This window comes from Enterobacter sp. CPE_E863 (assembly GCF_046521465.1).
Classification (GTDB): domain Bacteria; phylum Pseudomonadota; class Gammaproteobacteria; order Enterobacterales; family Enterobacteriaceae; genus Enterobacter; species Enterobacter adelaidei.
The window spans coordinates 902,327-917,013 of record NZ_JBKFZX010000001.1; the positions used below are offsets into that span (position 1 = coordinate 902,327).

A 14,687-nucleotide genomic window follows, 5' to 3' on the forward strand; every position below is an offset into this window, starting at 1 on the left:
GGGGGAGGGAGTTACTTAACAGGAATCGCTTTCAGCAGCTCAGTCAGCAGCGTCCAGTAATGACCCACGCTTTCGATATGAACCTGCTCATCCGGAGAGTGTGGCCCGGTAATAGTTGGCCCGATAGAGACCATGTCCATATTCGGATACGGTTTCTTGAACAGACCACATTCCAGACCCGCGTGGATCACCTGAATGTTCGGCGTGCTGTCGAACAGACGCTGATAGGTTTCACGGACCAGAGCCATCACCGGAGAACTTGCATCCGGCTGCCAGCCAGGGTAACTGCCTTTAGCAGATGTTTTCGCACCGGCCAGCGTGCCCAGAGATTCCAGCATGCTCACCACGTACTCTTTGCCTGTGTCGATAAGTGAACGGATCAGGCAGATGATCTCTGCGCTGTCGTCACTCATGGTCACCACGCCCACGTTCAGAGAGGTTTCAACCACGCCTTTGGCCACGTCAGAGTTGCGGATCACGCCGTTTGGCGTCGCGTTCAGCAACTGAACGAAGGTGTCGCGGGACTGCGCGGTCAGCGCGGCTTTATCCGTGGAGACGGGTTCCAGCACCACGGTCAGATTTTTCTCTTTCGCCGACAATTCGTTTTTCAGGATATCCAGATACACGCTGGAGAGTTTTTTCAACTCGTCCGCTTTTGCCGCTGGTACGGCCACGGTGGTGAATGCTTCACGTGGGATCGCGTTACGCAGGGTACCGCCGTTGAAGTCTACCAGACGTAGATCCAGCTCAGCCGCATGGCCAGCCAGGAAGCGTGCCAGCAGTTTGTTGGCGTTGCCGAGACCCAGATGAATATCACCGCCGGAGTGACCGCCTTTTAGCCCTTTCAGCGTCAGCTTGAAGGTCTGGAAGCCAGCAGGAATCGCTTCGCGTGACAGCGGCAGGGTAGAGATGAAATCAATTCCGCCCGCGCAGCCCATGTAGATCTCGCCTTCTTCTTCTGAGTCGGTGTTGATCAGAATATCTGCCTGCAGCCAGTTCGCCTGCAGACCGAATGCACCGTCCATACCCGCTTCTTCGGTCATGGTCAGCAGCACTTCCAGCGGACCATGTTCAACGCTGTCGTCCGCCAGCACGGCCAGCGCAGAGGCCATACCAATGCCGTTATCCGCGCCCAGCGTGGTGCCGCGTGCTTTCACCCAGTCGCCGTCGATGTACGGTTGAATCGGGTCTTTGGTGAAGTCGTGAACGGTGTCGTTGTTCTTCTGTGGCACCATGTCCAGGTGCGCCTGCAGTACAACCGGTTTGCGGTTCTCCATGCCAGCAGTTGCTGGTTTGCGGATCAGAATGTTACCAACCTGGTCACGTTCAGCATGCAGGCCTTTTTCCTTCGCCCAACCCATAATGTGTTCGGCAAGCTGTTCTTCATGGTAGGAAGGGTGTGGAATGGAACAGATTTTGGCAAAAATATCCCACAGTGGCTGCGGAGATAATTGAGACAGTTCAGACACGATAAGTCTCCTTGTCGATGCACTGCAAACAGGGTTGCAGGTCACAGGGTTAGCAGGTTAATAGTTACCACAAGTCAGACTTGCGAGATGAAACCGAGAATACCACTTTCTCCGCTGGCTGGTAGCATAAAGCATGTAAAAACTCGGGCTCAGGGCGCTAAACACTGGTTTTTAGTGCGTCAGATCTCTATAATCTCGCGCAACCTATTTCCCCCTCGAACACTTTTTAAGCCGTATAAAAACAGGCTGGGACACTTCACATGAGCGAAAAATACGTCGTCACCTGGGACATGTTGCAGATTCACGCCCGCAAACTGGCTGCGCGTCTGATGCCTTCCGAACAGTGGAAAGGCATTATTGCCGTTAGCCGCGGCGGTCTGGTACCGGGGGCGCTGCTGGCTCGTGAGCTGGGTATTCGTCATGTCGATACCGTCTGCATCTCCAGCTATGACCATGACAACCAGCGTGAGCTGAAAGTGCTGAAACGCGCGGAAGGTGACGGTGAAGGTTTCATCGTTATTGATGACCTGGTGGATACCGGTGGTACCGCTGTGGCCATTCGCGAAATGTATCCAAAAGCCCACTTCGTCACTATTTTCGCCAAGCCTGCAGGCCGCCCTCTGGTTGACGATTATGTGATTGATATTCCACAGGACACCTGGATTGAACAGCCGTGGGATATGGGCGTGGTCTTTGTACCACCTATCTCTGGTCGTTAATTCCGAACCGTCATTATTTTAACGCCCGGTGATACCGGGCGTTGTTTTTTTTAGTCTGGCGCGCGTTACAATAGTCTCTATATGACGATTCATGGAGGCAACGTAATGACGCAGGCGAATCTCACCGAGACTCTCTTCAAACCCCGTTTCAAACACCCCGAAACGTCGACGCTGGTGCGCCGCTTTAATCCGGGGACCATGCCTGCCATCCAGTCTGCATTAGACGGTAAAAACGTGCCCCACTGGTATCGCATGATTAACCGCCTGATGTGGATCTGGCGGGGTATAGACCCCCGTGAAATTCTCGACGTGCAGGCTCGGATCGTCATGAGTGACGCCGAGCGCACCGACAGTGAACTCTACGATACCGTCGTGGGATACCGCGGTGGTAACTGGATCTACGAGTGGTCTAAACAGGCGATGCTCTGGCAGCAAAAAGCCAGCCAGGAAGAGGACGCCACGATCAGCGGCAAGCACTGGCTGCATGCTGCAAACCTCTATGGCATTGCCGCGTATCCGCATTTAAAAGGGGATGAACTGGCTGAGCAGGCTCAGGCGCTGGCGAATCGTGCCTATGAAGAGGCTGCTCAACGCTTACCGGGGCGGATGCGCGAGCTGGAATTCACCATTCCTGGCGGGGCGTCCGTTACCGGATTCCTGCATATGCCTGAAGGGGAAGGTCCGTTCCCAACCGTCCTCATGTGTGGCGGGCTGGATTCACTACAGATCGACTATTACAGCCTTTATGAGCGTTACTTCGCACCAAAAGGGATCGCGATGCTAACGCTTGATATGCCGTCAATTGGCTTCTCATCCAAGTGGAAACTGACTCAGGATTCCAGTTTACTGCACCAGCATGCGCTAAAAGCGCTGGAGAATATTCCCTGGGTAGATCACACCCGTGTTGCCGCATTTGGTTTCCGTTTCGGGGCGAACGTCGCGGTGCGTCTGGCTTACATTGAATCATCCCGCCTGAAAGCCGTCGCCTGTCTTGGCCCGGTCGTTCACGCGTTGCTAAGCGATCCCGAACGTCAGGGCAGCGTACCCGAAATGTATCTGGATGTGCTGGCCAGCCGTCTTGGCATGCATGATGCATCAGACGAAGCGCTACGCGTTGAACTCAATCGTTACTCGTTAAAAACGCAAGGTCTGCTGGGACGTCGGTGTCCAACACCGATGCTATCAGGTTTCTGGAAAAACGATCCGTTTAGTCCGGAAGAAGAGTCCCGCTTAATCACTTCGTCATCTGCGGATGGTAAATTGCTTGAGGTGCCGTTCAGCCCGGTTTATCAGAATTTTGACAAAGCCTTGAAAGAGATCACGCGCTGGATCGCTCAGAGATTGTGTTAATAGATTGCTAAATTTTGCTGGTTTGGTAAAACAGTGGCTTCACAAAAGGAGATCGCAATGACGTTACCGAGTGGACACCCGAAAAGTAGACTGATTAAGAAATTTATGGCTCTTGGCCCGTATATTCGAGAAGAGCAGTGTGAAGAGAATCGCTTTTTTTTCGACTGTCTGGCTGTATGCGTCAACGTGAAGCCTGCACCCGAAAAACGTGAATTCTGGGGCTGGTGGATGGAAATGGAAGCAGAGGAAAAACGCTTTACATATAGCTACCAGTTTGGCCTGTTTAATAAAGACGGCAAATGGCAGGCCACCTCCATTAAAGATCAGGAAGTCATTGACCGCCTGGAATATACCCTGAAAGAGTTCCAGGACAAGGCAAGCGCGCTGCTGGCTACTTTGGATCTCAAGTTCGAGCCAGCGGATGACTTCTCCAGCGAAGCGGTGAAGCTGACTGCCTGATGGTTTTCTCCCTCTTCCTGTGTGAGAGGGCATCAGACTGCATTAATCTCGACCAAAAAAAACCGGCATCAAGCCGGTTTTTTTATTTCTCATAATCAGAACTGGTAAGTCATCCCCAGGGCAACGATGTCATCGCTGCTCACGCCCAGTTTATTTTTGTCGTCAATCTGGTTGATTTTATAATCAACAAACGCAGACATATTTTTGTTGAAGTAATAGGTTGCGCCAACATCAATGTATTTCACCAGATCTTCGTCACCAATACCCTCGATATCTTTGCCCTTAGACTGGACATAACCCAGGGACGGACGCAGACCAAAGTCGAACTGATATTGTGCGACAACTTCAAAGTTCTGAGCTTTATTCGCAAAACCACCAGAAATTGGCGTCATATTGCGAGTTTCTGAATACATTGCTGCCAGATAAATATCGTTAGCATCATATTTCAGACCGGTTGCCCACGCTTCTGCTTTGTCGCCCTGGCCGCGAGTCAGCAGGTTCTGAGCATTGGTACGGTCAGAGTTGGTGTAGGCGCCGCTGATGGCGAAATCGCTGCCACCGAAGTCATACGTCAGAGAAGTACCAAAGCCGTCACCGTTCTGCTTCTTGGCGTCACGGTTTTCGTTTTTACCCTGGTATTGCAGCGTCATATCCAGACCGTCAATCGCACCGAAGAAGTCGGTGTTACGGTACGTGGCAAGGCCGGTGGCACGCTTGGTCATGAAGTTGTCGGTCTGCGCGGAAGAGTCACCGCCGAACTCAGGGAACATATCGGTCCATGCTTCGACGTCGTACAGTGCACCCAGGTTACGACCATAATCCAGGGAACCGAAGTTTTTCAGTTTCAGACCGGCGAAGGCCAGACGTGTTTTCTGTGAGGAATCACTTTCTGCTTTGTTACCCGCAAATTCAGATTCCCAGCGGCCATAGCCTGTCAGCTGATCGTTGATCTGCGTTTCGCCTTTAAAACCGAAACGCACGTAAGTCTGGTCACCATCTTTGGTGGCATCATCACTGATGTAGTGCATGGCTTTAACTTTGCCGTACACGTCCAGTTTATTACCATCTTTATTATAAACTTCAGCTGCGTGAACAGATGCAGAAGCCACGACGCCCATAACCACTAATGCCAGAGTGCTCTTTTTCATTTTCGATCCTGTCTTATAAACGCGCTAAAAAATTCGCTGGACGATAAGCTCATGCTTAAGTCCCGTGAAAAAACAGGAAGGGTTTTATCGTTCTGGAGTGAAACTTTTATGACAAACTAAGAATAATTTTAAAAAACTGTGATTTATTATTTCAGTAATAAAATTGTCAAACTTTGCCGCTACGCTTCCTGATCCCGAGCAATAAAGTGTTTCGTGATGTGCTATGGCAGTTGGCAACGGGGCTGACTCCTGTTAAAACGTTCGTTTGACATTACTTTCCCTTATCGTTGAACGGCAGAGAATCATGAGTGACAGCCAGACGCTGGTGGTAAAACTCGGTACCAGTGTTTTAACAGGCGGATCGCGCCGCCTAAATCGCGCCCACATTGTTGAGCTTGTACGTCAGTGCGCTCAGTTACATGCCGCAGGGCATCGTATTGTGATTGTAACCTCCGGGGCGATTGCCGCCGGGCGTGAACACCTTGGCTACCCCGAACTCCCCGCGACGATCGCCTCTAAACAGCTGCTGGCCGCCGTGGGACAAAGCCGACTGATTCAACTCTGGGAACAGCTGTTCTCTATCTACGGTATCCACGTCGGGCAGATGCTGCTGACGCGTGCGGATATGGAAGATAGGGAGCGTTTCCTGAACGCCCGCGATACCCTGCGTGCGTTGCTGGACAATAATATTGTTCCCGTCATTAACGAAAACGATGCCGTTGCCACCGCTGAAATCAAAGTGGGTGATAACGACAACCTCTCAGCGCTGGCCGCGATTCTGGCCGGTGCCGATAAATTACTGCTCCTGACCGATCAGCAGGGTCTGTTTACTGCCGACCCGCGCTCTAACCCTGAAGCCGAACTGATTACCGATGTACACGGCATTGACGATGCGCTTCGCGCCATCGCGGGCGACAGCGTGTCTGGCCTGGGAACCGGCGGCATGGGTACCAAGCTGCAGGCCGCTGATGTAGCGTGCCGCGCCGGTATCGACACCATTATTGCGGCGGGCAGCCGCCCAGGTGTGATTGGCGACGTGATGGAAGGCCTCTCCGTCGGCACCCGTTTCCACGCGCAGGAATCCCCGCTGGAAAACCGTAAACGCTGGATATTTGGCGCGCCTCCTGCTGGCGAACTCGTCGTTGATGAAGGGGCGACAGCCGCGATTCTGGAACGAGGGAGTTCATTACTTCCTAAAGGAATTAAAAGCGTGACAGGCAACTTCTCCCGTGGTGAAGTGATCCGCATCCGTAACCTCGAAGGTCGCGATATTGCCCACGGCGTAAGCCGCTATAACAGCGATGCCTTACGCCGCATTGCCGGTCACCACTCGCAGCAGATCGACGCCATCCTCGGCTATGAGTATGGCCCGGTTGCTGTGCATCGTGATGACATGATTATTCGTTAAGGAGCCAGAACATGCTGGAACAAATGGGCGCAGCTGCGAAAGCCGCCTCTTACAAACTGGCGCTCCTTTCCAGCCGCGAGAAAAATCGCGTGCTGGAAAAAATCGCTGATTATCTGGAATCGCAATCCGCTGAGATTTTGCGAGCTAATGAACAGGATCTGGCTGAGGCACGTGTAAACGGTCTGAGCGAGGCCATGCTTGACCGCCTGGCGCTGACGCCGGCGCGTCTGAAAGGCATCGCTGATGATGTCCGTCAGGTTTGCAATCTCGCCGACCCGGTTGGGCAGGTGATTGACGGTGGCCTGCTCGACAGCGGTTTACGTCTTGAGCGTCGCCGTGTGCCGCTTGGCGTAATCGGCGTGATTTATGAAGCTCGCCCAAACGTCACCGTTGATGTCGCCTCCCTGTGTTTGAAGACCGGCAACGCCGCCATTCTGCGCGGCGGAAAAGAGACCTGGCGTACCAATGCTGCGACGGTAAACGTTATTCAGCAGGCGCTGGAAGAGTGTGGTTTACCGGCGGGTGCCGTCCAGGCTATCGAGAGCCCGGACCGCGCACTGGTGAACGAAATGCTGCGCATGGATAAATACATCGACATGCTGATCCCACGTGGGGGTGCGGGCTTGCACAAGCTCTGCCGCGAGCAGTCGACCATTCCAGTAATTACCGGTGGTATTGGCGTGTGCCATATCGTCGTGGACGACAGTGCTGAGATTGAGCCGGCGCTGAAGATTATCGTCAATGCGAAAACCCAGCGTCCAAGCACCTGTAACACCGTGGAAACGCTGCTGGTGCATCAGGGCATTGCGAGCACTTTCCTGCCAGCACTAAGCAAACAGATGGCGCAAAGCGGCGTGACGCTGCACGCTGATGCCAGTGCTCTGGCGCTGTTGAAGGATGGCCCGGCGACTGCGGTTCCAGTAAAAGCTGAGCAGTATGACGATGAATTCCTGTCTCTGGATCTGAATGTGAAGATTGTTGCCGATCTCGACGACGCGATTGCGCACATTCGTGAACACGGTACGCAGCACTCTGACGCGATCCTGACGCGCACCCTGCGCAATGCCGATCGCTTCGTGAACGAAGTGGATTCCTCTGCGGTATATGTTAATGCCTCGACGCGCTTCACCGATGGCGGTCAGTTCGGGCTGGGCGCCGAAGTGGCTGTCAGCACGCAGAAATTGCACGCGCGCGGCCCGATGGGCCTTGAAGCACTGACCACTTACAAGTGGATCGGCTTTGGTGACGATACGATTCGTGCGTAAATAATCACGGGTGATGCAAAAATAGCCGTTTGATTCAAAAGGGCATTGACGCATCACCCGGATAGATCTAACCTTTTGCCCCGTGGTTACATTCGTAACCGGCCTCTCAGGGCCGATATAGCTCAGTTGGTAGAGCAGCGCATTCGTAATGCGAAGGTCGTAGGTTCGACTCCTATTATCGGCACCACTAACCACGCGGGTTCACGCGATATTCACCAGTTCAGCAAAAGCGCCTTGTGCCATATTTGTGCCATTCCCCGCCAGGAATGAGTCGATTTGCATGGCATGCTGCGTCAGGTGATTCGGTGCCAGATGTGCATAACGCTGTACCATCTCGATACTTTCCCAACCGCCCATTTCCTGTAGCGCACTGAGTGGTACGCCGGACTGAACAAGCCAGCTCGCCCAGGTGTGCCGCAGGTCATGGAAGCGGAAATTTTCTATTCCCGCCCGCCTTAACGCTGCGCGCCATGCCGTGTTAGCATCAGACCGCATTTTGCGCACTGCCTTTGTTCTCGTTCCATCCGGGCGAACGGATGATTCAGTGTGAACAAAGACCCACCGGTTATGTTTCCCCAGCTGCTCCCGCAGCACCTTACAGGCCGATTCGTTCAGGGCGACCCCAATCGCCCTTCCTGCTTTCGCGTCCTCGGGATGAATCCATGCGACCTTCCTCTGCATATCAATTTGCGACCACTCCAGATCTGTGATGTTCGACCTGCGCAGCCCCGTCGCCAGTGCAAAAATAACAACTGGTTTCATATGCTCGGGCAGCTCCCGGATCAGGTTCGCCGCTTCCTCTTTGGTTAGCCAGCGAATACGCTTATTTTTCGGCACCGGGCATTTGATGTTCGGCGCTTTGGCTATCCATCGCCATTCGTTGGCCGCGCATCGTAACAGCGCCCGGATGAAAGCAAGGTGCGTTGCCTTCGTCGCCAGCGACGCTGGTTTATCCTTAAATTCAGGAACCGGCTTACCTCTTCGCAGCAGGCTGTCCCGCTTAGCCTCCCAGTTCATTCGATGTTTGCGATTAACCATCGAACTCACCGCCGACAAGATCCTGTCTTCCGTGATTGCTGACAGGTCCATTCCTTTGAAGTGCATCCTCCAGAATCCGATCCGGCTTTTGTCATCGTCCAGGCTTTTCTTGTGCTGCTTTTCGTTAAGCCAGCGAACGCACGCTTCATCAAACGTTCGCGGCTTAAACTCCCCCATCTTATCAACTCGCCATGCTTCAGCTTTCAGCTGATCATAGAGCTCCTGCGCTTGCCTTTTGTCCGTTGTCCCAAGAGACAGTCTAATTCGACTTCCACCAGGCGTAACGAAGTCGCAGTGCCACGTACCGGCACGTTGTTTGATTGACATGCTTTATCCTCCTGCACATCAACCGCATTCACGGGTTGATTGTGGATCGGGTTCTTCACTGCCGCAATACAGTCTGTTTTGCAGATCAGATATGGGCTTTTTTTCTTATGTGGATTTTTTCGGGTAGCAGCCAGGCGACCGGACTTTATCCACTGGGCAATCGTGCCTTTATCCACTTTAAGGAAGGCGGCGGCCTCATCTCTGGTAAATACTTCTTCGTCCATCGATGTTCTCCAGTGGCCCCAGCCGGGGCCGTCATTGTTAATCAGTGTGCCTGTGCTGGCAGGCTTCGAAGTTTACGAACGCCGATCATTGCTGTGGCGACATAGCTGGTGGCCCGGTTGACGACTTCGACGGTGACCTTCATGCCATCCACCTCAACGGTGTAATTTGTCTGGTGCTTCTGCCTGCCGTAATCGCCATATTTTGCGTGATGCGCCGCCAGCGCAACATCGCAAGCGCGGCGACCAATAGGTGATTGCTTACTGCGATTAATCAGCTTCATCATCACTGCACTCCCAAAGTGGCTACGACATCACTCGCTGTTTCGCGGGTGCTGCCTTTGCTGGATATAGCCCGGCGAGCACTGACGCGGTGCAGCGTGAAGCCGTGCTGTTCGTAAAGTTCAATTACGCGCGGAGCGGTAGAATTACTGATTACCACTTTTGCCCCCCGCTGGTGGGCTGCCACACAGCTTTCCGCAAGCTCCACCTGGCTATCCCATGAGAACCCACCAGCCGCGTAGTTAGTGAAACCAGCGGTGCCGGGCAGCGGTTCATAAGGCGGATCGCAGTAAACGACGTCACCAGCACCTGCCAGCGCGAGCGTGCGCCTGAAGCCTGCATTCATGAATACGCATGCATGAGCCTTCCGCTTAAATGCCTTGATCTCTTCTTCCGGGAAATATGGCGCTTTATATTTCCCAAAGCCGACGTTAAAAAAACCGTCCAGGTTGTAACGGATCAGGCCGTTGAAGCAGTGCCGGTTGAGGTAAAGGAATGCTGCTGCGCGCTCAACCGCATCCAGCCGCTGCGCGTTGAATGCTTCACGAATTACCGTGTAGTTTTCGGCATCATTCAGATGCCTGAATGCCTTCATTGCCTCATAGATCACTGAATCGGGGACCACCGCCAGCATCTGATACAGGTTAATCAGGTCAGCGTTGACGTCAGCCAGAAGGAAGCGTTCGTGCTTGTCTGAGTTAAGGAACACCGATCCGCCACCCACAAAAGGCTCAATGAGTCGCTTTCCTGCGGGGATCAGGCGATCCAGTTCCGGCAGCAGCGAATATTTGCCGCCAGCCCATTTAAGGAACGGACGCTGCCAGTTGCGCGGTGCAGGCGCTTCGACTGGAAGCGCAGCGGCGATACGCTCACCGATCCAGCGCATTACCGGCACTGCCATGCTATTGCCGATGGCTTTATAGCGTGGCCCGTCCGGGCATTCATCAGCATCCTTCCCGCGCCAGCCGATCAGAGTGTGATTATCAGGAAAGCCCTGAAGGCGCTCGCACTCAATCGGCGTAAGTCGTCGAACTGCCACGCCATGCATTACCGCTGGTGCAAGATTGGTTCCGCTGCTGGCGCTGGTTAATGTCGGTGATTGCTCTTCCGCGTAACCAATTCCACCGGCTTTAGCACCCTGTCCGGCCTTGAATGCATACGCAATAGCTGGAGGCTGTCCGCTGTTAGCATGGCTTTTATCGTGGTTTCCTGCGCGAATCGTTGGCGATAGATCCGATGTCGCATCAGCACCATTATCTTTGTAGCTAAATGCGATGCAGGCGTTTTCTTGTCCGTTGTTGCGGCCAAGTGTGTGCGCCAGTTCGCAATTGGTATCTGGATCCTGCGTGCCGTGCACTGCGAAAGTCTCAGTATCAAAATCCAGCCTCATTCCATGCGCGGTGCAGGCGGTCGCCACATCAATATGACCGGCAGTATTGCCACCGCCAAAAGCAATCAGGTGTCCAGCTTGTGCCTGATTGTCATCTGCGCCACACGTTCCAACGCCTCGTGCAGTAAGGGCGGCAACAGCCTTTTGCGTTTCTCGGCGCGGCGCAGAATCCCGGCGCACGCTGTCGAGCTCAAAAAGTACCGCTGCGGGATCGAATCCTTTTCGAGCACTTGCGACAACGAACACACGGCGGCGTCGTTGGGCCACTCCGAAAAATTGAGCATCAAGGACGCGCCAGGCGATAATCCTTTGTGGTCCAGACACACAACCTGCGTGCGTCCATTTTCCCCCTGCTGGCTGCAACTCACTGCTTTCTCCGGCAAGTCCTGCCAGAAAGCACCCGAAGGCATTGTCTTTGCTACTGAGCACGCCGGGGACGTTTTCCCAGACGATAATTGCTTCTGGTTCACCGCGTTCGCGGCGCTTTGCGTCGATTGCATTGGCTAATTCCACGTAAGAAAGAGTTAACTGGCCGCGGTCATCAGACAGGCCTTCACGTAATCCGGCGATGCTGAATGCCTGGCAAGGCGTACCGCCGACCAGAACATCAGGCGCTTCGACATCACCAGCGCGCACCGCGTCCGCGATTTTGGTCATGTCGCCGAGGTTGGTTACTTCCGGCCAGTGATGGGCGAGGACTGCGGAAGGGAATAGTTCGATTTCAGAGAACCAGGCAGGTTTCCAGCCGAGAGGTTCCCACGCTTTACTGGCGGCTTCGATACCGCTGCACACGCTTCCGTATTTCATGCCGCCTCCTGCCTTTCCCGATATTCCTCAGCGAGCCGCTGCGCCTTTAATGGATTGCTGACCACTTCACCCCATGGCATTAGCCAGCCGTTACCAATGAAGGGAAGGCACAGTGTGCTAACCCTGATGTCGTCGTGAGCGTGAGTCATAGCGATGCCTTTCAGAAGGGGATATCATCGTCGAACTGAGGATGTTGATTGCTCTGCGATACCTGACGGTTGGCCTGCTGCAGGCGCGATTCAGGTACCGCATTCGGATCCTGCTGATTACCACCCCATCCACCACCGCTATGTGATGGTGCACCCCAGCCCCCGCGAGAAGAGTCGTGAGGTTTACGGTCGTCTTTGTCTTTCATGGTGCGTTCGAGTGTGGCGATCGCTTCTGCTGGCGTTTTGTCGGTGAACTCTTTATAGGTCAGACGACTTCCCGGCTGGAAAACATGCCGGACTTCGAATTTGTAGCTGTCACTGCCATCTGTCTTGGTGGTGAGGATTTTTTGCAGGAACAAGCCGACACGCTTACCTTCCAGTGCCGGGAGGAACCATTCAGGGCCATTTTGCCCCTGGCGCTGTTGTGCCTGAGCATTTTTAACCTGAGCAACCCACATAATGGCGGCAATCAGGCCCATACCGAATGTCTGGCTGCCGTCGCGACCGAGGAAATTGATACGCAGGAAGTTTGCTTTCTGGCCGTCAGCGTCAAGCGAAAGAACAAGTGCCTGCGACTGTGATCCGTCCTTGCCGAACTCATACACAGCGGAGGTGATCACCCCTTCGTATGCGCCGGTTTCAGAAATGCCAGCGGAGGATCCTGCTTTGAGTGCTGCTTCTGCCGACTGCTGATTCCAGGTAAAGCTGATTGGTTGGTTCATCGTTATCTCTCTTATAAGTCAGTGAATTCAGAAATTGCGTTGTCGAACGCCGCCAGGTCGTTATCCATGTCAGTCACTTCTGGCCCGAACAGGTCAGGAGGACATTTCACGGTGTCGTTGTCGTCGCCCTTCAACAGGAAAAGGTGTTTGCCGTCGCGCTTGATGATGCGCAGAACGATAGGGAAGTAGCCTTCAGGAGTGAGCTTTTCGTTAAGCATCTTGCCGACGGTCTTCATCCTGATTTTTCCTTCGCTCTCTTCGGTGTGAGCGAGAAAATAGACGCGGAAGTCGTCAGGAAGCTGTGTGGCAGCTTCGATGATGCGCCAGGCGTGTTCCGCCATTTCGGTAAACTTGGTGTAGCCAGTCTCGTGGGCCCGGTCCATGTTCTCGTGCTGCATGACGGCCTGAAAATCATCAATAATCAGAATCTTTCGGCCACTCATCGCAGCTTTACGGATCACGTCAAGAAGATGCCGGCCATTGCGGATATCAACCACGTTCCCGCGCTGGATGGAGTTATCCGGCAGACGTTTACCGTGGAGTTTCCAGCCGGTATTGCGAAACGGGAGGGCCTTACGAATACAACGAGCGAGAATGGCATTTTCCGGGTTAACGTTGCGGATGCTGTACGTCTTGCCATACCCGGAGTCGGCAAGGATGAGAGTCATCACCGCCATAAATCACCCCTTAAGCCAGTGTTTGATGGTGAAGAGAATGTCTTCGTCGTCGCTGTTGCTGGACAACCAGCGGAGATAGCCAGGGTCGACCTTCGCGATCTCTTCGAATGTCAGGCCCTTGTGCTTGCCGAACCGGATAGCCTTAATCAGTGACGGGCTGTTTGAAATGGCGCGCATTTCGCCAAACGTCCATTTCGCCAGGCGGCCCATGTACAGAAGCAATTCAGCAGTGACGTAGCAGTCATACAGCGCGCGGTGCGCATAAAGACCTTCTGGCAGTTCAGGTTTCAGGCCCAGGCTGTAACGCAGGTACTGGTTACTGTGGCTTGGGTGATCGGGGAGAAGGGCGCGGGCCAGCTTAGCGGTGCAAATCCATGGTGCGTCGATTTGTGGCAACTTCGATTTATCGAACTTTGCGTTGTGCGCGACGTAAGCCTGAGCGCCAAGGTAACGACCGATAACCTCGCCAATCAGCGGGGCGTCAGCGACCATATCTTCAGTGATATGGTGGATAGCCATAGCCTCGAAGCTGATCGCTTCAGTGGGCTTCACAAAGTCGCTCATGGGATTGCAGATAACACCGTCGACAATATCAACGCTGGCAATCTCCAGCACACTGCCTTCCAGGCTGGTAGTTTCGGTATCAATAACTCGTAACATGCTTAATCTCCGTAAGGTGGTCGTTAACTGCGTCAAATTCTGCGAGCTGGTGGGCCAGTGATTCGAGGTCTGCCGGCTGCAGGTCATACAGCAGGCAGAGCATGGCAACCATCAGCAATCCGGTCTGCTGAGTTACCATCGCGTTCTCCGTGATGTCTTGGTGCGGGAAGGGTTCTGGCGGAAGAACTTCTCAGCGCAGCCTTTGTCGGTGCAGAAATGCTTTTGTGACGTCGACATGTAGGTCGATACCGTCTGAACAGTGCAATCGCTCTTATGGCGCTGCGCGCCGCAGTAAGCACACATTACAGAGCTGAGGTACTCGGTAGCCGAGTCGAGAATGATGCTTTCCGCAAAACTGCCGGGCACACCACTAGAATCGACATACTCGATCATGTTCTCGGTGCGCCCGGCGCTGTTGGTAAATGACCCGCGCCCGGTAAGTTTGATAATTTGCCCGCCGAGTTTTAGTCGGGATCCTTCTGGCAAACTTGCCAGACGTTCAGAGGTTAATCGCTCGTAAGGTTGCATAAAGACTCCTTAAAAAGTGCGTGCGAAGGCCGCCCGCGCAATGCCAGGCCGATCGGTTGAATAGGGTA

17 protein-coding genes and 1 tRNA gene are annotated in these 14,687 nt (G+C 53.8%); 6 read left to right on the forward strand and 12 right to left on the reverse strand.

The genetic code is table 11. The features are described 5' to 3' along the window. Positions 1-11 precede the first annotated feature (11 nt). Positions 12-1,469: a cytosol nonspecific dipeptidase gene (pepD, locus tag ACLHV8_RS04235; RefSeq protein WP_049007195.1), complete on the reverse strand. Its 1,458-nt coding sequence runs from the start codon at positions 1,467-1,469 to the stop codon at positions 12-14. 260 nt (positions 1,470-1,729) lie between these two features. Here pepD and gpt point away from each other — a divergent pair, with 260 nt between their 5' ends. The 3 genes from gpt (at position 1,730) to crl (ending at position 3,997) form a co-directional block, all read left to right on the forward strand. Next, positions 1,730-2,188 (forward strand): xanthine phosphoribosyltransferase, encoded by a 459-nt coding sequence (gene gpt / locus ACLHV8_RS04240; RefSeq protein WP_003863205.1) that lies wholly within the window; start codon positions 1,730-1,732, stop codon positions 2,186-2,188. 105 nt (positions 2,189-2,293) lie between these two features. After that, entirely contained in the window at positions 2,294-3,538 is a 1,245-nt protein-coding gene (gene frsA / locus ACLHV8_RS04245; protein WP_134707175.1) for an esterase FrsA, read from the forward strand. A gap of 57 nt (positions 3,539-3,595) precedes the next feature. After that, complete coding sequence (gene crl, locus ACLHV8_RS04250) at positions 3,596-3,997, forward strand: sigma factor-binding protein Crl (RefSeq protein ID WP_114977848.1); 402 nt, start codon at positions 3,596-3,598, stop codon at positions 3,995-3,997. Positions 3,998-4,092: 95 nt separating this feature from the next. Here the strand turns inward: crl and phoE are convergent, their stop codons facing one another. Continuing rightward, the gene (gene phoE, locus ACLHV8_RS04255; RefSeq protein WP_028017716.1) at positions 4,093-5,145 is read right to left on the reverse strand and encodes a phosphoporin PhoE; all 1,053 of its coding nucleotides are present in this window, start codon (positions 5,143-5,145) and stop codon (positions 4,093-4,095) included. Positions 5,146-5,449: 304 nt separating this feature from the next. Between phoE and proB the strand changes: the two genes are divergently transcribed. The 3 genes from proB (at position 5,450) to ACLHV8_RS04270 (ending at position 8,005) form a co-directional block, all read left to right on the forward strand. Continuing rightward, the gene (gene proB / locus ACLHV8_RS04260; protein ID WP_028017715.1) at positions 5,450-6,553 is read left to right on the forward strand and encodes a glutamate 5-kinase; all 1,104 of its coding nucleotides are present in this window, start codon (positions 5,450-5,452) and stop codon (positions 6,551-6,553) included. A gap of 11 nt (positions 6,554-6,564) precedes the next feature. Next, positions 6,565-7,818: a glutamate-5-semialdehyde dehydrogenase gene (gene proA, locus ACLHV8_RS04265; protein WP_049007196.1), complete on the forward strand. Its 1,254-nt coding sequence runs from the start codon at positions 6,565-6,567 to the stop codon at positions 7,816-7,818. 111 nt (positions 7,819-7,929) lie between these two features. Further along, a tRNA-Thr gene (locus tag ACLHV8_RS04270) sits at positions 7,930-8,005 on the forward strand. A gap of 14 nt (positions 8,006-8,019) precedes the next feature. On the opposite strand, the gene ACLHV8_RS04275 is transcribed toward ACLHV8_RS04270, so the two are convergent. The 10 genes from ACLHV8_RS04275 to ACLHV8_RS04320 are packed head-to-tail and all read right to left on the reverse strand — an operon-like array spanning position 8,020 to position 14,619. Beyond that, positions 8,020-9,177 (reverse strand): site-specific integrase, encoded by a 1,158-nt coding sequence (locus tag ACLHV8_RS04275; RefSeq protein WP_410377037.1) that lies wholly within the window; start codon positions 9,175-9,177, stop codon positions 8,020-8,022. Beyond that, the gene (locus ACLHV8_RS04280) at positions 9,060-9,407 is read right to left on the reverse strand and encodes a helix-turn-helix domain-containing protein (RefSeq protein ID WP_410376759.1); all 348 of its coding nucleotides are present in this window, start codon (positions 9,405-9,407) and stop codon (positions 9,060-9,062) included. The genes ACLHV8_RS04275 and ACLHV8_RS04280 overlap by 118 nt, the downstream gene beginning before the upstream one ends. A gap of 41 nt (positions 9,408-9,448) precedes the next feature. Further along, positions 9,449-9,688, reverse strand: coding sequence for a DUF4060 family protein (locus ACLHV8_RS04285; RefSeq protein ID WP_410377038.1), 240 nt, complete (start codon positions 9,686-9,688; stop codon positions 9,449-9,451). Positions 9,689-9,690: 2 nt separating this feature from the next. Continuing rightward, positions 9,691-11,883, reverse strand: coding sequence for a Dam family site-specific DNA-(adenine-N6)-methyltransferase (locus ACLHV8_RS04290; RefSeq protein WP_410376760.1), 2,193 nt, complete (start codon positions 11,881-11,883; stop codon positions 9,691-9,693). Beyond that, on the reverse strand, positions 11,880-12,032 hold the full coding sequence (locus ACLHV8_RS04295; RefSeq protein WP_128348905.1) for a DUF1317 family protein: 153 nt from the start codon (positions 12,030-12,032) through the stop codon (positions 11,880-11,882). Before ACLHV8_RS04295 ends, ACLHV8_RS04290 begins: the two co-directional genes overlap by 4 nt. Before the next feature lie 11 nt (positions 12,033-12,043). Then, positions 12,044-12,754 (reverse strand): hypothetical protein, encoded by a 711-nt coding sequence (locus ACLHV8_RS04300; RefSeq protein WP_410392112.1) that lies wholly within the window; start codon positions 12,752-12,754, stop codon positions 12,044-12,046. An 11-nt stretch (positions 12,755-12,765) separates the two neighbouring features. Beyond that, positions 12,766-13,431 (reverse strand): ATP-binding protein, encoded by a 666-nt coding sequence (locus ACLHV8_RS04305; RefSeq protein WP_410376762.1) that lies wholly within the window; start codon positions 13,429-13,431, stop codon positions 12,766-12,768. 3 nt (positions 13,432-13,434) lie between these two features. Beyond that, positions 13,435-14,091, reverse strand: coding sequence for an exodeoxyribonuclease X (gene exoX, locus ACLHV8_RS04310; RefSeq protein WP_032628892.1), 657 nt, complete (start codon positions 14,089-14,091; stop codon positions 13,435-13,437). Beyond that, entirely contained in the window at positions 14,075-14,230 is a 156-nt protein-coding gene (locus tag ACLHV8_RS04315; protein WP_214597110.1) for a hypothetical protein, read from the reverse strand. Before ACLHV8_RS04315 ends, exoX begins: the two co-directional genes overlap by 17 nt. Continuing rightward, positions 14,224-14,619 carry a hypothetical protein gene (locus ACLHV8_RS04320; protein WP_214597111.1) on the reverse strand — a complete coding sequence of 132 codons (396 nt, stop codon included), beginning with the start codon at positions 14,617-14,619 and terminating at the stop codon, positions 14,224-14,226. The genes ACLHV8_RS04315 and ACLHV8_RS04320 overlap by 7 nt, the downstream gene beginning before the upstream one ends. Positions 14,620-14,687: the final 68 nt, after the last annotated feature.